The organism is Acidihalobacter prosperus, assembly GCF_000754095.2.
Classification (GTDB): domain Bacteria; phylum Pseudomonadota; class Gammaproteobacteria; order DSM-5130; family Acidihalobacteraceae; genus Acidihalobacter; species Acidihalobacter prosperus.
This window is the reverse complement of the sequence record NZ_JQSG02000002.1, coordinates 135,296-153,183: the sequence shown is the minus strand read 5'-3', so window position 1 is coordinate 153,183 and position 17,888 is coordinate 135,296. Positions and strand designations below refer to the sequence as shown.

General features: G+C 68.1%; 17 protein-coding genes. 5 read left to right on the top strand and 12 right to left on the bottom strand.

Annotated elements, in window-relative coordinates; translation table 11 throughout:
- Positions 1–5: 5 nt before the first annotated feature.
- The 6 genes from THPRO_RS04650 to THPRO_RS04625 form a co-directional block, all read right to left on the bottom strand.
- A complete protein-coding gene (locus THPRO_RS04650; protein WP_038089643.1) occupies positions 6–3,437 on the bottom strand; it encodes a translocation/assembly module TamB domain-containing protein in 3,432 nt (1,143 codons plus the stop codon).
- Entirely contained in the window at positions 3,434–5,158 is a 1,725-nt protein-coding gene (locus THPRO_RS04645) for an autotransporter assembly complex protein TamA (RefSeq protein WP_161489930.1), read from the bottom strand. The genes THPRO_RS04650 and THPRO_RS04645 overlap by 4 nt, the downstream gene beginning before the upstream one ends.
- 159 nt (positions 5,159–5,317) lie before the next feature.
- Positions 5,318–6,316 carry an ABC transporter permease gene (locus THPRO_RS04640; RefSeq protein ID WP_038089648.1) on the bottom strand — a complete coding sequence of 333 codons (999 nt, stop codon included), beginning with the start codon at positions 6,314–6,316 and terminating at the stop codon, positions 5,318–5,320.
- 9 nt (positions 6,317–6,325) lie between these two features.
- The gene (locus THPRO_RS04635) at positions 6,326–7,222 is read right to left on the bottom strand and encodes an ABC transporter ATP-binding protein (protein WP_236717266.1); all 897 of its coding nucleotides are present in this window, start codon (positions 7,220–7,222) and stop codon (positions 6,326–6,328) included.
- Positions 7,223–7,227: 5 nt separating this feature from the next.
- A complete protein-coding gene (locus THPRO_RS04630) occupies positions 7,228–7,659 on the bottom strand; it encodes a hypothetical protein (protein ID WP_065089289.1) in 432 nt (143 codons plus the stop codon).
- A gap of 4 nt (positions 7,660–7,663) precedes the next feature.
- Positions 7,664–8,692, bottom strand: coding sequence for a class I SAM-dependent methyltransferase (locus THPRO_RS04625; protein ID WP_038089651.1), 1,029 nt, complete (start codon positions 8,690–8,692; stop codon positions 7,664–7,666).
- Between the two features lie 135 nt (positions 8,693–8,827).
- Here THPRO_RS04625 and purT point away from each other — a divergent pair, with 135 nt between their 5' ends.
- Both purT and THPRO_RS04615 read left to right on the top strand, forming a co-directional pair.
- Positions 8,828–10,024: a formate-dependent phosphoribosylglycinamide formyltransferase gene (purT, locus tag THPRO_RS04620; protein ID WP_038089654.1), complete on the top strand. Its 1,197-nt coding sequence runs from the start codon at positions 8,828–8,830 to the stop codon at positions 10,022–10,024.
- Between the two features lie 35 nt (positions 10,025–10,059).
- The gene (locus THPRO_RS04615; protein WP_038089656.1) at positions 10,060–10,377 is read left to right on the top strand and encodes an antibiotic biosynthesis monooxygenase family protein; all 318 of its coding nucleotides are present in this window, start codon (positions 10,060–10,062) and stop codon (positions 10,375–10,377) included.
- On the opposite strand, the gene THPRO_RS04610 is transcribed toward THPRO_RS04615, so the two are convergent.
- Together THPRO_RS04610 and THPRO_RS04605 are read right to left on the bottom strand one after the other, a co-directional pair.
- Positions 10,374–11,612 (bottom strand): bifunctional alpha/beta hydrolase/OsmC family protein, encoded by a 1,239-nt coding sequence (locus THPRO_RS04610; protein ID WP_038089657.1) that lies wholly within the window; start codon positions 11,610–11,612, stop codon positions 10,374–10,376. The two genes, THPRO_RS04615 and THPRO_RS04610, sit on opposite strands and share 4 nt — an antisense overlap.
- Entirely contained in the window at positions 11,609–12,373 is a 765-nt protein-coding gene (locus THPRO_RS04605) for a M90 family metallopeptidase (protein WP_082954442.1), read from the bottom strand. Before THPRO_RS04605 ends, THPRO_RS04610 begins: the two co-directional genes overlap by 4 nt.
- Before the next feature lie 167 nt (positions 12,374–12,540).
- On the opposite strand from THPRO_RS04605, the gene THPRO_RS04600 reads away from it, so the two are divergent.
- From THPRO_RS04600 to THPRO_RS04590, 3 genes are read left to right on the top strand one after another with little or no spacing between them, the layout of a single operon-like run.
- A complete protein-coding gene (locus THPRO_RS04600) occupies positions 12,541–12,993 on the top strand; it encodes an NfeD family protein (protein WP_038089661.1) in 453 nt (150 codons plus the stop codon).
- A 45-nt stretch (positions 12,994–13,038) separates the two neighbouring features.
- Positions 13,039–13,986: an SPFH domain-containing protein gene (locus tag THPRO_RS04595; protein ID WP_038089664.1), complete on the top strand. Its 948-nt coding sequence runs from the start codon at positions 13,039–13,041 to the stop codon at positions 13,984–13,986.
- A complete protein-coding gene (locus THPRO_RS04590) occupies positions 13,983–14,204 on the top strand; it encodes a SlyX family protein (protein WP_038089669.1) in 222 nt (73 codons plus the stop codon). The genes THPRO_RS04595 and THPRO_RS04590 overlap by 4 nt, the downstream gene beginning before the upstream one ends.
- A 72-nt stretch (positions 14,205–14,276) precedes the next feature.
- Here the strand turns inward: THPRO_RS04590 and THPRO_RS04585 are convergent, their stop codons facing one another.
- The 4 genes from THPRO_RS04585 to THPRO_RS04570 are packed head-to-tail and all read right to left on the bottom strand — an operon-like array spanning position 14,277 to position 17,881.
- Positions 14,277–14,756 (bottom strand): NADPH-dependent FMN reductase, encoded by a 480-nt coding sequence (locus THPRO_RS04585; protein ID WP_145930693.1) that lies wholly within the window; start codon positions 14,754–14,756, stop codon positions 14,277–14,279.
- Between the two features lie 27 nt (positions 14,757–14,783).
- Positions 14,784–14,990: a YdcH family protein gene (locus THPRO_RS04580; protein WP_038089674.1), complete on the bottom strand. Its 207-nt coding sequence runs from the start codon at positions 14,988–14,990 to the stop codon at positions 14,784–14,786.
- A 48-nt stretch (positions 14,991–15,038) separates the two neighbouring features.
- On the bottom strand, positions 15,039–15,869 hold the full coding sequence (gene murI / locus THPRO_RS04575; protein ID WP_038089677.1) for a glutamate racemase: 831 nt from the start codon (positions 15,867–15,869) through the stop codon (positions 15,039–15,041).
- Positions 15,870–15,874: 5 nt separating this feature from the next.
- Positions 15,875–17,881 carry a UvrD-helicase domain-containing protein gene (locus THPRO_RS04570; RefSeq protein ID WP_038089681.1) on the bottom strand — a complete coding sequence of 669 codons (2,007 nt, stop codon included), beginning with the start codon at positions 17,879–17,881 and terminating at the stop codon, positions 15,875–15,877.
- Positions 17,882–17,888 lie beyond the last annotated feature (7 nt).

The window sequence follows — 17,888 nt, the reverse complement described above, 5'->3', positions numbered from 1 at the left end:
CTGCTTCAGCGCGGGCCGAAGACGATCTGGTAGAGCAGATCGATGCCCTGCGCGCTGCCCGATTTGGCTTCCACGCTGAAGTGCTGAGAAAGACGGTAGTTCAGAGAGACCGTGTTGCTGTGGTCGAACAGGCCGGCCGCGTAGCGCACGTAAAGATCCGGCGTGAGGTATTTGCCGAGCAGCAGCGAGCTCTGCTGCAGACTGCTGCCGCCCTGCACGCCGATGTCGCTGAGGCCGGTGCGCGCCTTGAGCGATGAGAGCAGGCCGCCGTTGCCGCCGTCGCCCGCGTGCATGCTGGCGAGCGCCTTGAGCAACAGGGCGGCATCGCTTTTCGACGAGCCGGCCAGACCGTGCCCGGTGATCAGCCAGGACAGGGCTTCGGATTCGGACATCGGCGGCGTGGCGCTGACCTGCGAGCGCGGCGACTTGAGCGTGCCGGTGACCGTCAGCTGTGCGGTGACGTCGCCGGTCTGGCGTTGAGCCACCACGTCCAGCCCGGGGTTGTCCACCGGGCCGGCGAAGTTCAGTACGCCGCGACTCAGCGCAAGGTTGAGGCCGTAGGCCGAATAGGTGCCGTCGACGATGCGCAGGCTGCCGTCGGCAACCGTCGGGGCATCCGCTCGCTGGCTGATCAACATGTCGCCGGTCAGCTGGCCGGCCAGGCCGAAGGCATCGAGCTTGACCGCCTGTCCCAGCGAGAGCTCGATGGCGGCGTCGAGTTGCGGGCCATGCATCGGCGAGGGTGCCGCCGCGCCGACGATGCGCGTGTCGGCAGAGACGTCCACGGCACCCGGCGGTACCCGCTTCACCTTGATGGTCGCCTGCGGCACTTCGACCCGCCCGCGGATCCGGATTTTTCGGGGGTCGGCCGTGACGGTCAGCGCAGGGCTGATCAGGGCGCTGACCTGGGGTAAATGCACCGCTTCGAAGCGTTCGCCCTTCACGTCAAGCTGCAGCACCGGTTGTGGGGTGAATAGGCCGTTAACCCGTCCCTTGGCATCGATCCGGCCCGGGCCTGAGCGAGCCTGCAGCGCGATGTCCAGGGTTTGGCCGGAGCCTTGCAGACTGGCCTGCACGTCCTGCATCCGGATGGCCGCCCGATTGAGGGTCATCGCGCCTCGTTCTAGCGATGCTCGGGTCTCGATCGAGGGCGCGGCGCGCGTACCCGAAAGCGTGAGATTGGCCGTGAGCGCGCCCTCGATGCCCTGCGTGTCGGGTATCAGGCCGTCGAGGAAGCGCAGATGAGGCAGCTTCAAGTCGATGTGGCCGCTCAATGCCGCCTGGGCCGCGAGCCCGGTATCGAGGCGGGCTGCCAGTTGCCCGCCTTCGGGCAGGCCGCCGTTCACGCTCAGCGTCAGTTGCTCGCGATGCAATCCGAGGGTGAGTTGGGTGAGCGGAAGGGCATAACGGCGCTTGCCCGTGCTGCGCGTCAATTCGATGTGGCCGTCGGGGGCGCTGGCGGTCAGCTGTCCCTGTAACGCATCCAGAGGACCTTGCAGCCGACCTTGCCCGCTGAGATGGCCACCCGCGCGCAGTGAAGGCGGCAGCCAGGGATCGAGCATCGCCAGCGGCAGTTTTTGCCATTCGGTCTGCAGCGCGATGCCCTTGGGCGAGGAGGCCATCTGCAGGCAAAGATGGGCCGTCGCATCGCTCACGGGGCGTAGGCATGCGAGTGCGAGATCGATCCGGCCGGGGGCGATACGAAGTCCGGCCGGGCGGCTCAGCCGCCAGGCGCTGCCCTTGCGGGGCAGCAGTTCCAGGCGTTCCAGGCGGCCGTCCCATCCGGTTTTCCTGCTGGACAGGCCGCCGGTGAGGGCGGCATCGAGCCGGCCCTGCGGTGCCTGAGCGTGCAGCGCCAGTCGCATGCGCGCGGGTTTGCCGTCGGCCGAGAGGGCGAGACGTTCGATGCGCAGTCCTCCGCGATCGAGACCCTGCACGATCACTCGGGCCTGCAGGTTATCTTGCGCGGCGGGCTTGATGGTGGCCTCCAGGCGGGCGACGGACAGCTCGCGCAGATGCAGCTGGCGGCCTTCTGCACGGGCATCCACGCGCGGCCAGCGCCAGGGGCCGCTGATCTGTCCGCTGACGCGCAGGCTGCCGCCGGCCTGCGCGTCGAAGGCCTTCAGCTTGGGCACCTCCAGCACGAAATGCAGATCGGCGCCGCTCTCGGTGGCGCGTCCGTTCAGGTCCGCCTGGGCACCGAGCACATCGAGCCGCGCGCCGTCGAGTTTGAGCTCGCGCCTGGCGAGTTCGAGCACGCCCTGCATGCGCAGGTTTGCCGGCAGCCCCCGCAGCCGTCCGGTGACAGGGTCGACCGCGAAGGCGATTTGCCGGTCGTCGCCATGCAGAAAGGCCTTGCCCGTCAGTCTGCCCGGCCAGGCGGCATCGAACAGCCCCGGATCGATGTCGTGGACGTTGACCGCGAGTTGCCAGGCAGGTTTCGCCTGCCAGGCGAGTTTGCCATGGGCCTGCAGCGTGCCGCCGAGCAGCGACGCGGTAAGGCGGTCGATACGCAGGCCGGTGCGATCGCCTTCGATGTCGGCCTGCAGGCGAGAGACGTCGAGCTGCCGGGCCTTCAGTGCGGTGTCAAGGTGCAGGCGGTAGGCGGCAAGGCCGCCCGTGGCCTGCAGCCGCCCGGCGGCGCTTTGGATTGCCGCCGGGCCGCTGAGCGGCCAGCGCGCGTGCTTCCAGCTCAATTCGACGCTGCCGGTTTGGCGCAAGGCATCGGTCTGGCCGTCGAGCGAGACCGTGAAGGGTGCGGTGAGCTGCTGGCGGATGTGTAGCGCCTGCAAGGGTCCGCGAATCGAGCCGTGGCCGACGAACCGCGTGTCCGCTTCGGGTTCGACCTGCCAGGCCGTACGCAGATCGAGCATGTAAGGCGCCGCCAGATGCATGTCGCCGACTATGGCGAGGCTGCCCTGCGGACTTTCGAGGCGCAGCCGGGCGAGGCTCAGTCGGCTGCCCGCAAGCGTCAGCCCGGCGCGCATGCGCGAGAGGCGGAAGCGCTGCTGGCCGTCGACGAACACCAGGTCGTCGATCCTCAGGTCGGCGACGCGGACGGCGACCGGCAGCACTGGCGGTCCGGTTGACGAGGCCTGGGCGGGGCCGGGGTGGCGGACGATGCGCACCTGTTCGGCGGCCAGGGTTTCGATCTGCAGCCTGCCGGCAAGCAGGTCCAGTGCGCGCCAGCGCAGCAGGGCGTGCCGGATGTCGATGTCGAGTTCGGGTGAGCGCCACCGCAGACCGTCGACGCGCAGCCCGTCGAGCAGATTGCCCGAGCTGGCGGCGAAGGTGAAACGGTCGTGCGTGAAATGGGCGGCGGATAACAGGAGCCAGCGGCTGCCTGCGGCCGTGCCGATCAGGACATAGAGCAGGGCGCTGAGCATGACGAATGCCAGCAGGCCGGCATAAAACAGCCGAATCAGCAGCCGTCTCACAGCTCGGGCCCCATGCTGACCTGGATGACGAAACGGCTGGCGCCGGGCGGAGGATTGAGCGGCGTCGCGATGTCCAGACGGATGGGGCCGAGCGGAGAGTGCCAGCGCAGCCCGACGCCTGCGCCGCGGCGCAGGGTGAAGGGCCAATTGTCGAAGGCGTTGCCGGCATCGTAGAACATGGCCCAGTAGAACTGGCCGGCCAGATGGTGATCGAATTCGAGGCTGCCCACGGCCAGATAGCGACCGCCCACCACCACGCCCTGAGAGTCCGTCGGGCCAAGGCTTTGGTACGCATAGCCGCGCACGCTGCGTGCGCCGCCGGCGAAGAAGCGCAGGGTGGCCGGCAAGGCATTGATATCCTGGACCGCGGTCGCGCCCAGCGCGGCGCGCGCGAATACCCGGCCGCCAAGCAGCGGCGTGATGGTGTGTACGGAAAGCCGGGTCTGGACGAAGCTCTCCGTGGCCACGACGCCTCGCGCCGCGCCGCTCAGCCGCGCGTCGGCCGACCAGCCGCGTTGTGGGTAGACGGGGGCGTCGGCCACCGTGCGACTGAAGCCGATGCCGGGGATGAGGAAATGGCCGGACAGCGTTTCGCCGGCGATGGTGGAATTCTCATTGAGGTATTCGAGCGAGAGGCGGCGCAGCCAACCGTCCGACAGCAGATGCGTGCGGGTGGCGGCGAGCTTCCAGGTGCGGTTCTGGGCGGTGAGGGTGTTCTGATATTGGTAGCCGGCCTCCAGCGTCAGCCAGTCGGTGCGAGGGTTGGCCAGCGGGATCTCGTAGCGTGCGGTGGCCTGCGACTGTATGCGTGCCAGTTGCAGATTGAGGGCATAGCGGTGCCCGGCGCGGTTGACCCGGCGGTTGCGGAAATCGAGCTTCAGCGTGGGACCGGTATCGGTCGAATAGCCGGCGCCGGTAAGTAGCTGATAGCGCCGTGCGGGCGTGGTTGTCAGGCGCATCGGCACTTCGCCGTGCGCGCGCTCGCGAGAGAGGGTCTGCAGGCGCACGCTGTCGAAATACCCGCTCGCGACCAGCGCGCTCTGGCTCTCGATGACCGCGTTGGCGTTATAGGGCTCGCCGGGGCGGTAGGTCAGAAAACCGCTTACCAGCGCAGGGTCGAGCGCGTGTATGTCGAGCTGCGTGCGGCCGAAGGCGTAACGCGGCCCGGTGTCCAGGGCGAGTGCGATGCTGGCGCCGTGGGTCGTCGGGTCGACCAGGATGCGGTGCTCGGCAAAGCGCGCATCGAAATAGCCGTGCTCGTGGGCGTAGGCCTCCAGTCGCTGCTTGAGCGCGCTGTAGCGGCCCTGATCGAGCACCTGCCCGGTTGCCAGGCCGCTGTCGTCGATGATGGCGCGCAGGCCGGCATCGTGTCGGCCCGGACCGGCAAGATCGAGCTTCAGTGCGGTGATGCGCACCGGTTTGCCGGCCTTCACATCGAGCCTGATTCGCCAGCATGACTTGTCGCGATTCAGCTGGGACGCGATCTCAGGGCGGTAGTAGCCCAGGGCCGCCAGCGCCTTGCCCACGGCACGGCGCGCCTGTGCCAGGGCCGAATCGGCCCGCCAGGGCGGGGCGTCGCACGCGAGCGTGATCGCGGCAAGATGTGCGTGGGCATTGTCGAGCAGCGAACCGGTAATGCCCTCGATGGCGATCGTGGCATCGGCCGCCCGCGCCGGTGCGAGCGGTAGCGCGCCGGCGATGGTCAGCATCAGGATCGCCATGCCGCGAATCATGCGCCCGCGACGTGTCCGGGGGACGGGGGGCAGCTTGGGAGGAGGCGGTATCACGGCGGCGTGCATGGGTGAATCATACCCTGCGAGCTTGGTCCGGGCAGCGCGCGGCGCGGCGGCACGCATGGGGCCGCGGTTACGCTGTGCGGCTTACTCCCAGCGGAAGCTGCGGGCGCCGATGGCGAGGAAAACCGCGGTCATCACCGCCAGGGTGATCAGGTGGGGGGCAATGGCGGCGAGGCCGTCGCCGTCGAGCATGATCGCGCGGGCGGCGTCGATGATGTGGGTGAGCGGAAAGATCAGCGCGAATTTCTGCATCCAGGGATTGAGTCCGGCGAGCGAGAACCAGACCCCGGAGAGAAACATCATCGGCCAGGTGATGGCGTTGAGCAGGCCGCCGGCCAGTTCCTCGCTGCGGATGCGGGCCGCCACCAGCATGCCGAGGCTGATCAGGCAGGCCGAACCGAGCAGGAATACCAACAGCAGATCGAGATAGGAACCCATCACCGGGAAGCCGAGCATCAGCTTGAGTCCGAAGAAGATGATGGCGGTGACGATGAGCATCAGCCACAGACGCGAGAGTACCTGGGCGGCGAGAAATTCGAAGGCGGCGAGCGGCGTCGCCTTGAGGCGCTTGAGCACGCCGTTGCGGCGATAGCGCACGATCACGTAACCGACGCCGAACAGGGCGGAGAACATCATGTTCATGCCGAGCACGCCGGGGATCAGCCAGTCGACGTAGCCGATCTGGCGGCCCTTGACGGTGGCCTGGCGATACTCGCCGGCCTGGGCCTCGCTGCCGGCGAGGATGCGTGCGAGCAGATAGCCCTTGGGCGAGCTGTCGTTGATCCAGTAGCGCTTGTCGCCGGGGTCGACGAACATGTCGAGCTTCTGGTGGCCGACCCAGGCGATGCCCTGGTCCAGCGTGTGGACGGGTACGAAGCGGATGTAGCGGGTGGCAAAGAAGCCGCTGTCCGCATGCGGCCCGTAGACACCGACCTTGTAGGTGCTCAGCGTATTGCCGCTGTAGGCGAAGGCGAAGCCGAGCACCACGAACAGCGGCAGCGCGAAGTTCCAGGCAAGCGCGGCGCGGTCGCGCAGGAATTCGAGATTGCGGGCCTGGATGACGGCGAAAATGCGTGCGAACACTGGGTTCTCCTAGCCCCTCAGGGCCTCGCCGGTGAGTTCGAGGAAGAGGTCTTCCAGCGTGCGGCCGCGGATGCGAAGACCCCCGAGGGGGACTTGCGCGGCGAGCAGCTGGGCCAGCGTGCCGTTGACGTCGCCGGTCTCGATTTCGAGGTGATCGTGCTTGCGGCGGATCTCGAAGGGCAGGCGTTCGGGATCGGCTACCGCATCGATGGGCAACTGCAGGATTACGTCGCTGAAGTGGCGGGCGAGCAGTTCGTCGGGGGTGCCGAGGGCGATCACCTGGCCATGGTCCATGATCGCGATCTCGTCGCACAGGGTGTAGGCCTCCTCCATGTAGTGCGTGCTCAGGAGAACGGTCTTGCCCTCGGCCTTGATGTCCTCGATCAGGTGCCAGAAATTGCGCCGCGCCTGGGGGTCGAGGCCGGTGGTGGGCTCGTCCAGGAAGAGGATGTCCGGGTCGTTGATCAGGGCGATGGCGAGCAGCAGGCGCTGGCGCTGGCCGCCGGACAGGCGGCGGCTGTCGCGGTCGAGAAATTCCTCCAGCGTGCAACGGGCGATCAGCTCCTCGACCGACCGGGTGCGCGGATACAGGCGCGAGAACATGCGCAGGGTCTCGCGCACGCTGATGTGCTCGGGCAGGGCGGTGTGCTGGAACATGATCCCGGCCTCGTTGCGAAAGCGCGCGCCGAGCGGCTCGCCGCGGTAGCGGATCTCGCCGGCTGATGGCTCGCTCAGGCCTTCGAGCATTTCCAGGGTCGAGGTCTTGCCGGCGCCGTTCGGGCCGAGCAGGCCCAGGCAGCGCCCGGCCGGCACGGCCAAGTCGATGCCGCGTACGGCATGTACCTTGCCGTAGCGTTTTTCCAGGCCGCTCGCGGCCAGCGCGGTTTGCGGCGGGGCGTCGGTCACGGCGTTCAATCGAGACTGCGGTCGCGGTCGACGCGCCCCCTGGAAAGATCGATCACGATCTGCCGACCCTCGACCACGCTGGCGCAGGCGAGCAGGAATATCTCGACGAACTCGTTGCGCTCGTCCTCGGGCAAGGTGGTGCGCTGGTTGAAAGTACCGAAGGTGGCATCGTGAAACGAGGCGATGTTGACGATCATCGCCTCGATGCGCGCATGGTCGTAGGGATTGGGCGCGGTAAAGCCGGCGAACACCGGCGTGTCGCCCAGTTTGCGACGGATGGTTTCGTCGAGATGTTCCAGGTATTCGAGCGCGCTCTGACGCCCGTTCGCGTCCGCCAGGGTGACGTCGAGACTGACGCGCTCGCCGCCGCGCGTTTTCAGGCTGATGCGCTTTTCGATGGCGGCGTCGGGCGTCTGCCCGCTTTCGGTATGGGCCACGCGCTTACTCCGCGAGGGTGCCGGTGACCACCGCATCGCGGCCGTCGGCAACGAAATAGACTTCAGGCTTGAGGCCGACCGCGCGGAATTGCTCGGCGATCTCCTCCGGGCGCAGGAAGTGGTTGCCCTGGATGTGCTCGCCCAGATTCTGGAAGGCCATGGCGCGCCGTTCGGGGCTGCGCAGTTCACTGCGGCTGGCTGGCCAGTTGGGCTCCCAGATGACGGCGGCGCCACCGGGCTTGAGGTGCTCGCGAAGGATACGGAAGACGTTTTCCTTCTGGTCCCAGACATGGTGCAGGGCGCGGTTCATGGCGATCAGGTCGACCGGTTCCTCGATGTGAAAGCGGTTGAGGTCGCCGACGGCGAACTTGAGCCGGTCGCCCAGGCCTTCGGCCTCGGCCAGGCGGGTCGCCTGATTGACGTTTTCCTCGAAGCCGTCCATGCCGATGCCGCGCAGGCGCGGGTAGCGGCGGGCCAGTCGGCGCAGATACCAGCCGTTGCCGCAGCCGAGGTCGACCGCCAGACCGCCGCGTGCGTCCACGTCGCGGAAAACCGGTACCTGTTCGAGCACCTGTTTGTCGAGCAGCGGGCCGAACTGGTATTCGAGCATGGGACCGAACCAGGGCAGGATGGTCTCGCGTTCGGCAAGCACGGATTCGCCGGGGCGTTCGCCGGTGCGCATCAGGCCGGCGGCGCGCTCGGCCATGTGCGCGGACAGCACCGACATCACCGCGAAGGGCATCAGGGTGCCGGGGCCGTCGGGGATGAATGCCCGGCCGGTCTCGCTGAGGCGAAACACGCCCGGTTCGATCTCTTCGAGATACTCGAAGGCGTAGGCGGCGTCGCACCAACGGTCCACATAGCCGGAATCCATGCTGGTGTCCTGTGCGAGTTCGGGCACGCTGGCATGCGTCAGCCGGTCGACGGCGGCAAACAGGCCGTTGGCGATGCCGATGTAGGCGATGTTCAGGCTCACCGCGCCCTGGGCGCGGCGCATGATGTCTTGTCGCAGGGAATCGATCTGGCTGCTCATGGGCACCTGCTCGGTGGCGATTGGTACGTGGAGGGGGCATATCCTAGCACCGGACCGACGACAGGCGCATGTCGGCGCCGGTCCGTCCGGCCGGGCATGGCTATAATGGCGCCTTTGCCATCGAGGGATTCAGACATGCGATTGGGGACGCCGTTCACGCCGAATGCCACACGGGTGATGCTGCTGGGGGCAGGCGAGCTGGGCAAGGAGGTGATCATCGCCCTGCAGCGGCTGGGCGTCGAGGTGATCGCCGTGGACCGCTACGCCGACGCGCCCGGCCATCAGGTGGCCCATCATGCGCGGGTCATCGACATGAGCGACGGCGCCGCCCTGCGTGCATTGATCGAGTCCGAGCGGCCGCAGCTCATCGTGCCGGAGATCGAAGCCATCGCCACCGATACCCTGGCCGAGATCGAGGCCGAAGGGTTGGCCGAGGTCATCCCCACCGCGCGCGCGGCGCAGCTCACCATGAACCGCGAGGGTATCCGCCGGCTGGCGGCGGAGACGCTGGGTCTGCCCACCTCGCGCTACGCCTTCGCCGATTCGCTGGACGAACTGCGCGCGGCCTGCGCGGGGATCGGTTTTCCCTGCCTGGTCAAGCCGGTGATGTCGTCTTCCGGCAAGGGGCAGTCCCTGCTGCGTGGCGAGGACGACGTCGAGGCCGCCTGGGCGTATGCGCAGAGCGGCGGTCGTGTGCGCCGCGATCGGGTGATCGTCGAGGAAATGATCGACTTCGAATTCGAGATCACGCTGCTGACGGTGCGCGCGCGCGGCGCCGACGGCGAGATCGGCACGCAGTTCTGCGAGCCCGTCGGGCATCGCCAGGTCAGCGGCGACTACGTGGAAAGCTGGCAGCCCCAGCCGATGAGCGAGGCCGCGCTGGCGCGTGCGCGGGAGATCGCCGCCAAGGTCACCGATGCCCTCGGCGGGCGCGGCATCTTCGGCGTCGAGCTGTTCGTGCGCGGCGACGAGGTCTGGTTCAGCGAGGTGAGCCCGCGCCCGCACGATACCGGCCTGGTGACCCTGATCACCCAGGCGCAGAGCGAGTTCGCCCTGCACGCGCGCGCCATCCTCGGTCTGCCGGTGTCGACCGAAATGCTGAACCCCGGTGCCAGTGCGGTGGTCTACGGCGGAATGAATGCGCGCGGTATCGCCTTCGAGGGCGTCGCCGAGGCGCTGACCGTGCCCGGGACCGAGCTGCGCCTGTTCGGCAAGCCCGAGGCCTTCGAGCGGCGGCGCATGGGCGTCGCGCTGGCGCGCGGGCAGGATGTCGACGAGGCGCGCGCGCGCGCGGCGGAAGCGGCTTCGCGCGTGCGCCCGGTAGCCTCTTGATCCAGCAGCACCACCAACCCGCAGGAGACGATCCGATGATGTATGTAGTGGCCAACCGCGTGCCCGTGGCCGAGGGCTGGGAAGAGGAGTTCGAAACGCGCTTTCGGCGCCGCAGCGGTCAGGTGGAGCATCAGCCGGGCTTCGTCAGTATGGAGGTGATGCGGCCCAAGTCGGCGGACGCGCCCTGGGTGGTGCTGACGCGCTGGGAGAGCGAGGAGGCCTTCCGCAACTGGATCGGGAGCGAGGATTTCAAGGAAGCGCATCGCAACCCGCTGCCTAAGGAGGCGTTTCGTGGCGAAGGGCGGCTGGAGCAGCACGAAGTGCTGATTTCCGCCTATCGCGAGACGCCCTAGCCGCCGTTTTCCGACGCGATCGCCTTGAGCTCGGTGCGGATCGCGATGGGCGTGCTGCTCAGGCTGCGATGCACCGGGCAGCGGTTGGCGATTTCAAGCAGGCGCGCGCGCTGGGCGGGGTCGAGCGTGCCCTCGACCTCGATATTGCGTTCGATGGCCAGGCTGCCTGCACCCTGGCCCGCGACTTGGCGATGCTCGAGGCGCACCGTGACCGCGCTCAGCGGCCAGCCCTTGCGCGCCGCGTAGCCCTGCAGTGTCATCGCCGTGCATGCGCCCAGCGCGCTGAGCAGCAGCGGGTAGGGCGCCGGACCCAGGTTGTCGCCTTCGAGCGCGAGCGGCTCGTCGGCCACCCAGTGGTGGTCACGGGTATGGATGTCCTGCGCGAAACGCTGTCCGGGGCGGCTGCGGACCACCACCTCGCTGTCGCCGACGGTCGGCAGCCGCTGGGCCTTCGAGCCGGCTCGCGGCGTCAGGTGGCGCCCTGCCCATCCCGCGATCAACGCCGCAGCGTAATCCACGTCGGCCTGGCGCCGTAGCAGGTGGTCGGCGCCGTCCAGGCTGACAAAGCCGCGCGGTTCGGCGGCCGCCTCGAACAGCGCGAGGCCATGCGCGTAGGGCACGGTGTCGTCGTCCGGCGCGTGCAGCACCAGCAGTGGGCGCTGCAGCTGTGCGGCCGTTTCGGTGAAGGGCGTCTGGGCGGCCAGATCCTCAAGAAAACCGCGTGAAAACTCGAAACGGCGCCCGCCGAGTTCCAGGGTGGCACGCCCGTCCAGCGAGTCGCCGGCCGCCGCCCGCAGCAGGCCGACCAGATGCTCGAGATCGGCGGGGGCCGCAAGGGTTGCGACCGCGCGTACCGTGGGCAGCCGGGGGGCCGCGGTCAATACGGCACCGCCGCCGATGCTGTGGCCGATCAGCAGCTGCGGGGGCAGCGCCTGCTGCGTCATCCAGTCCGCGGCATGCAGCAGGTCGTCGACCTGCGCGCTGAAGCTCCCGGCGGTGAAATCGCCCTCGCTTTCGCCGAGTCCGGCAAGGTCGAAGCGCAGCATGGCGAAACCGGCTTCGGCCAGGGCGTTGCCGAGACGCACGGCGACCGGAATATCCTTGCCGCAGGTGAAGCAGGCGGCGTAGAGCACCGCCGCGCGCGGCGCGTCTGCAGGCAGGTGCAGTACACCGGCCAGGCGTTCTCCGCGAGCGTTGGCGAACTGGATGGATCGGCGGCGCGCACGGGGGGTCATCGAGTGTGTCCTTTGTCGGGTGGCTGACGGTCTTCGGGGCTTTGCCGGAAAAACGCGGTCAGCAGGCGATGGATATCCGGCCAGCAGGCTCGCAAGGCTTGCGGCCATTCGAAGAACAGTTCGCAGCAGACGGCGAAGAATTCGGCGGGGTCCTCGGCGGCATAGGGGTCGAGCGCGGCGCAGCGATTCGGCGCGGCGCAAAATGCCTCGTAGGCGGCGGCGAATCCGCGCGTCCAGTCGGCGGGGTCCATGTCGCGGTGCAGCGGCGGGCGGCCGTTGGCGGCGCCGTTCTGCAGATCCAGCCAGTGGGCGCACTCGTGCAGCACCACGTGATGCCCGTCGAGCGGACCGGCATCTTCGATGTCGCGCCAGGAAAGCAGCATCAGGCCTTCGTCCCAGGCTTCGCCGGCGAGCGCCATGCGGCCGTCGTGCACGATGCCGAAATCGTCCGTCCAGCTGCGTTCGGGCGCGAACGCGTCGGGATACACGACGATTTCGTGCAGGCCGCGGTACCAGCCGAGATCGAGGCCGAGGATGGGCAGGCAGATCAGCAGCGCGATCCTGAGCCGCGCGGCGTCGTCCAGCGCGAGATCGCCGGCGGCCTGGAGGCTGCGACTGTGCAGGAAGTCGTGGGCAAGCGCCCACAGTCGCGTCCGTTCCGCCATCGTCAGCCCCTGGAGCACGCCCTGGCCGGCGCGCGCGCGTGCCCATGCGGCGGTCGTGAGAGGGGTGGGATCGGTGTGTCGGTTCAATGGCCACATGGATGGAGATTCGCGCTGGCGGGACGGCCGGCCGCGGATGTCTCGCGGCGTTGCGTCGCGGTCGATGCCTCGGCTGGGTTTCGGTGTCGACACGGTATAGGATACCCCAACAATTGACCGCTCCGATGGCGGTTCGCCAACTTCTAAACGGGTCAGGGGGTGCCGTGATGAACGGTCTGGGTACGGTGCTGGTGCTGCTGGGTGCGGCGCTGTGCGCCGCCGAAATCGTCAGCGGTACTTTTTATCTGTTTGCCTTCGGCTTGGCCCTGCTGCTGGCGGGCGGTGCCGAACTGGTGTGGCAGCTCGGCGCGACCGCCGACCTGGGGCTGGCGACCCTGCTGTCGCTGCTGTTCCTGATTGCCGCGCATCGTCTGCGTCGCCGCATGAGCAATGCCGCATCGGAACGTACCGCGCAGGACGACAGCGGCCACGAGGTCGAGGTGCTGCAGGTGTCGTCGCATAGCCTGCGCGTGCGCTACCGCGGCAGCGAATGGTCCGCCAGCCTGGCCGATCCCGGTGACGTCGCGCCGGGCGAACGGCTGACCATCCTGCGCCGCGAAGGCAGTCGCTTGATTCTCGTCCGTCCCGCCACGTCCGATGAACCGAGCCTGCGGCGCTGATTCGGCCGCCGGTGCGCCGCCATACCCAGCCAAGGAGTTTGTCAGATGAATCCGTTGCTCGTCGTTCTGATCGCGCTGGCCGTGATCGTCGCTTTCGTCATCGTCCGCGGCATCCGCATCGTGCCGCAGCAGCGCGGCTGGGTGGTGGAGCGCCTGGGCCGCTTCAACCGGGTGCTCGAGCCGGGGCTGAACGTGATCATCCCCATCGTGGATGCCGTGCCCTATCGCTTCGACCTGCGCGAGACGCCGGTCGACATTCCTAAGCAGGTCTGCATCACGCTGGACAACACGCAGGTCAGCGTCGACGGCGTGCTGTATTTCCAGATCACCGATGCGCGTGCCGCGGCCTACGGTACCTCGGACCCGGTGGCCGCCGTGGTGCAGCTCGCGCAGACCACCATGCGCTCGGCGGTTGGCCGCCTGCACCTCGATCAGGTGCTGTCCTCGCGTCAGGAACTCAACACCGAGGTGGTGAGCGCGCTCGACGAGGCGGCAATCAACTGGGGTGTGAAGGTGCTGCGCTACGAGATCCGCGACATCTCCCCGCCGGAGGAGGTGCTGCGCGCGATGGAGCTGCAGATCACCGCCGAGCGCGAGAAACGCGCCATGATCGCCCGCTCCGAGGGCGAGAAGCAGCAGCAGATCAACATCTCCGAGGGCGAACGTCAGCAGCAGATCAATCTGGCCGAGGGCGAGCGCCAGGCGCGTATCCTCGAGGCCCAGGGGCAGGGCAAGGCGATCCAGCTGGTGGCCGAGGCCACCGCCAACGCGATCGGCGCGATCGCCGCCTCGCTGCAGACGCCGGGCGGTGAGCAGGCGATGCGCATGCAGGTGGCCAAGGACTACATCGTGCAGTGGGGCCACTTGGCCAAGGAGGGGACCGCGGTGGTGATTCCCGCGGATACCGGCGACCTTTCGCGCATGGTGGCGACGGCCATGCGCATCGCCGATCTGCCCGCCGGGGCGGCCGCTGGCGGCGAGGACGGTCGATGAGCGGGCTGGATGCGCACGAGCCGCGTCTGATCGAGCTGGAGGAGCGCATGGCGCATCTCGAAGCCGGCATGGATGCGCTGACCGATGCGCTGCTGGCGCGCGAGCGTGAACTGCGCGATGCCTGGATGGCCATCGAGCGCCTCAAGGGCCAGCTGGCCGAACTGACGCCGGCTGCGGCGCTGTCGCCGGAACAGGAGCCACCGCCGCCGCATTATTGACGCGTGTGCCGGTTCGCGGCTATGTGCCGTCAGTCCGGGTGGTGGCGCGCGCCAGAGCGAGGAGCATGCCGGTCAGCGCGGCGCCATCTCCGGGTGTTCGGCGATGTCCGCTTCGTCGACCCTCGCACCCATGAGCGGTACGGTGATGCAGGCCTCGTCGATGATGCGGGCGGACATGGTGCAGAGCGTTTCGCGCAGGGCGGCCTGCGCATGTACGGCCCGTGGCGATGCGTTCAGCAGGGCCACCGGCTTGTCGACGAAGGTCTCGTTGCCGACCATCCAGTCGAGGCCGTTCTTGATCGCGCCGGTTACGCCGTGCGCGTATTCGGGGCTGGCGATGAGCAGGGCGTCCGTCTGCAGAATCCGCCGTCTCAGGTCGGCCACGGGCGTGCAGACGTCGGCTTCGAGGTCGGGGTTGAATAGCGGCAGCTCGCCCAGGCCGCGGTATAGTGTGACCTCGATGCCAGCGGGCGCGAGGCGGGCGACCGCGCGCAGCAGCAGGCTGTTCAGCGAAGCCTGGCGCAGGCTGCCCGAGATCGCGAGGATTTTCATCGGCACTCTGCGCGCGTTTGCTGCAGCTCAGGCGTCCAGATCCGGGATCAGCCGGCTTTCGAGACGCGCAATGCTGTCCTTGAGCTGCAGTTTGCGGCGCTTGAGACGGGTTAGCTGCAGCTGGTCGGCGCCGGGCGCGAGGCTCATCGCGACGATGGCGGCATCGAGGTCGCGGTGTTCGACTTTCAAGGCGGCGATGCGGGCCTGCAGGTCGGCGATGTTTTCGTTATCCATGGATGATCCCGGGCGCGATGTGCCAACATACCACGAACCTGGGACGTCTCACAGGTCGACCAGCTCGACGTGTGTCGGGGTTTGTCCGTTGCCGAGAAAGGCGGCGGCGACGCGGGCGAAACGCTCCGGCGCATCAGTCGTCATGTAACGGCTTTCGCCCACATGTCCGGTCGGCGCGGCGAGGCCGCCATGCGACAATGCTTCGGCGACCGCGTCGGCCGTGGTGGTGGCCGAATCCACCAGTTCGATGTCCTGGCCGACGAGTAGGCGCAGCGTGTCGCCGAACACGGGAAAATGGGTGCAGCCGAGTACCAGTACATCGGGCGCGGCGTTTTCGAGCAGCGGCGTCAGATAATGGCGCGCCACGCTTTCCACCACCGGCCCGGAGTGCCAGCCTTCCTCTGCGAGCGGTACGAACAGCGGACAGGCGGCGGCGCTGACTTCAGTCTCCGGGCGCAGGGCGCGGATCGCCCGCACATAGGCGCCGCCGCGCACGGTGCCCTCGGTGGCGATCACGGCGATGCGCCCGCTGCGGGTGGCGGCGCAGGCTGCCGCCGCGCCGGGTTCGAGCACGCCGATGACCGGCAGTTCTGGGAAGTGCGCGCGCAGGGCCTCGAGGGCAAGGGCGGAGGCGGTGTTGCAGGCCACGACCAGCAGTTTGATGCCGCGCCCGACCAGTACGCCTGCGGCCTGGCAGGCGTAGCGCGCCACCGTCTGAGGACTCTTGGTGCCGTAGGGCAGGCGCGCCATGTCGCCGAGATAAAGCAGGTCTTCGGCGGGCAACCGCTGGCGCAGCGCGCGCAGCACGGTGAGTCCGCCGACGCCGGAATCGAAGACGCCGATAGGCAGACGATGACGATGCGCCGGCAAGACGTCCATGCGCTTCAGTCCAGCATCGCCTTGAGGTTGGCCAGATGCGCTCGGCCGAGGTCGCGGGCTTCCTCGGCGCTCGGCGGCTCGCGGCGCCATTCCAGATGTTCTGCCGGGAGTTCTTCCAGAAAGCGGCTGGGCTCGCAGTCGTATTCCTCGCCGTAGCGCTTGCGTTTTTCCGCGTAGGTCAGCGTCAGGCTGCGACGTGCTCGGGTGATGCCGACGTAGGCGAGCCGCCGTTCCTCTTCGAGATCGCCCGATTCGATGCTGGTGCGGTGCGGCAGCAGTTCTTCCTCCATGCCGACCAGGAATACGTGCGGAAACTCCAGCCCCTTGGCGGCGTGCAAGGTCATCAAGTTGACCGCATTGGTGTTCTCCTCCTCGCCGTTGCGTTCGAGGATGTCCATCAACGACATGTGCGAGACCAGGTCGGGCAGGCGTCGATCGGGTTCGTCCTGACACAGGCGCTGCATCCAGTCGATCAGCTCGTGGACGTAATCGAGCCGGCGCGCGGCGGCCTTCGGATCGTCGTGGTTTTCCTCCAGCCAGGCGGCGTAGTCGATTTCTTCCAGCACGCGGCGCACGAAGGGGACCGGCTCGGCGTCCTCGGCCTCGCGCGCACGCTCGCCGACCCAGTCGGTGAAGCGCCGCAGCGCGGCGATGGCGCGCCCGGACAGTTGCTGCTCCAGGCCTATTTCGCCGGCGGCCGCGAGCAGGCCGACGCCGCGTCCGCCGGCATAGTCGCCCAGGATTTCCAGGGTGGAGGGGCCGATGCCGCGGCGCGGGGTGTTGACCACGCGCAGGAAGGCGGCGTCGTCGTCGGGGTTCACCAGCAGGCGCAGGTAGGCCATGAAGTCCTTGACCTCCTGGCGCTCGAAGAAGCCGGTGCCGCCGGAAATGCGGTAGGGAATGCTGTGTTCGCGCAGCCAGCGCTCGAAGGGGCGCGACTGGTGATTGCCGCGATAGAGGATGGCGAAATCGCGGTATTCGCAGCGATCCTGGAAGTGGCGCCGGATGATTTCCGAAACCACGCGCGCGGCTTCGTCCTCGGCGCTGCTCGCCGGTTGCACGCGCAGCAGCTCGCCCGCGCCGAAGGCGCTCCACAGGCGTTTTTCGAAGGTGTGCGGGTTGTTGGCGATGAGGTGGTTGGCCGAGGCCAGAATCCTGCCGGTGGAACGGTAGTTCTGCTCCAGCTTGACCACCTGCAGGCGCGGGAAATCGGCCTGCAGCCGCGACAGGTTCTCCGGGCGGGCGCCGCGCCAGGCATAGATCGACTGGTCGTCGTCTCCGACCACGGTAAGTCCGCCGTCGACGCCGACGAGCTGGCGCATGAAGGCGTACTGGCAGGCATTGGTGTCCTGGTATTCGTCCACCAGCAGATGGCGCACACGGTTTTGCCAACGCTCCAGCGCTTCCGGGTGCTCCCCCAGCAAGCGGACCGGGCGCAGGATGAGATCGTCGAAATCGACCGCATTGTAGGCGGCCAGCGAGCGCTGGTAGCGCTGATAGACCTTGGCCGCGCGCAGGTCGAATTCGTTTTCGGCCTGCGACTGGGCCGTTTCCGGCGGCAGCAGGTCGTTCTTCCAGCGCGAGATGCAGTGGCGGATCTGTTCCTCGTCGCCGGCGCCGTCCTTGTGCGTGAGTTCCCTGATCAGTGCGGCGCCGTCCTGGGCGTCGAAGATGGTGAAGCCCGGCTTGAGGCCGGCGAGGCGCATTTCCTGACGCAGGAAATTCAGCCCCAGGGTATGAAAGGTGGAGATCGTCAGGCCGCGCGTCTCGTCGCGTGCGAGTTGGGCGGCGGCGCGGGCCTTCATCTCGCGCGCGGCCTTGTTGGTGAAGGTCACGGCGACGATGCCGCGCGGCCGGATACCGCAGTCGCGGACGAGATAGGCGATCTTGGTAGTGATCACGCGGGTCTTGCCGCTGCCCGCGCCGGCCAGCACCAGCAGGGGGCGACCGGTCTGTTTCACCGCCTCGCGCTGGGCGGGATTGAGTCCTTCGAGATCGGTTTGGGCAGCCATGTCAGCA

What these genes read in the sequence shown, in the direction of transcription:
- THPRO_RS04605 (WP_082954442.1), bottom strand. Translation starts at nt 12,373, where the DNA reads ATGTGGCCATTGAACCGACACACCGATCCCACCCCTCTCACGACCGCC.
- THPRO_RS04590 (WP_038089669.1), top strand. Translation starts at nt 13,983, where the DNA reads ATGAGCGGGCTGGATGCGCACGAGCCGCGTCTGATCGAGCTGGAGGAG.
- THPRO_RS04600 (WP_038089661.1), top strand. Translation starts at nt 12,541, where the DNA reads ATGAACGGTCTGGGTACGGTGCTGGTGCTGCTGGGTGCGGCGCTGTGC.
- THPRO_RS04580 (WP_038089674.1), bottom strand. Translation starts at nt 14,990, where the DNA reads ATGGATAACGAAAACATCGCCGACCTGCAGGCCCGCATCGCCGCCTTG.
- THPRO_RS04610 (WP_038089657.1), bottom strand. Translation starts at nt 11,612, where the DNA reads ATGACCCCCCGTGCGCGCCGCCGATCCATCCAGTTCGCCAACGCTCGC.
- THPRO_RS04625 (WP_038089651.1), bottom strand. Translation starts at nt 8,692, where the DNA reads ATGAGCAGCCAGATCGATTCCCTGCGACAAGACATCATGCGCCGCGCC.
- THPRO_RS04570 (WP_038089681.1), bottom strand. Translation starts at nt 17,881, where the DNA reads ATGGCTGCCCAAACCGATCTCGAAGGACTCAATCCCGCCCAGCGCGAG.
- THPRO_RS04645 (WP_161489930.1), bottom strand. Translation starts at nt 5,158, where the DNA reads ATGGCGATCCTGATGCTGACCATCGCCGGCGCGCTACCGCTCGCACCG.
- purT (WP_038089654.1), top strand. Translation starts at nt 8,828, where the DNA reads ATGCGATTGGGGACGCCGTTCACGCCGAATGCCACACGGGTGATGCTG.
- murI (WP_038089677.1), bottom strand. Translation starts at nt 15,869, where the DNA reads ATGGACGTCTTGCCGGCGCATCGTCATCGTCTGCCTATCGGCGTCTTC.
- THPRO_RS04595 (WP_038089664.1), top strand. Translation starts at nt 13,039, where the DNA reads ATGAATCCGTTGCTCGTCGTTCTGATCGCGCTGGCCGTGATCGTCGCT.
- THPRO_RS04615 (WP_038089656.1), top strand. Translation starts at nt 10,060, where the DNA reads ATGATGTATGTAGTGGCCAACCGCGTGCCCGTGGCCGAGGGCTGGGAA.
- THPRO_RS04585 (WP_145930693.1), bottom strand. Translation starts at nt 14,756, where the DNA reads ATGAAAATCCTCGCGATCTCGGGCAGCCTGCGCCAGGCTTCGCTGAAC.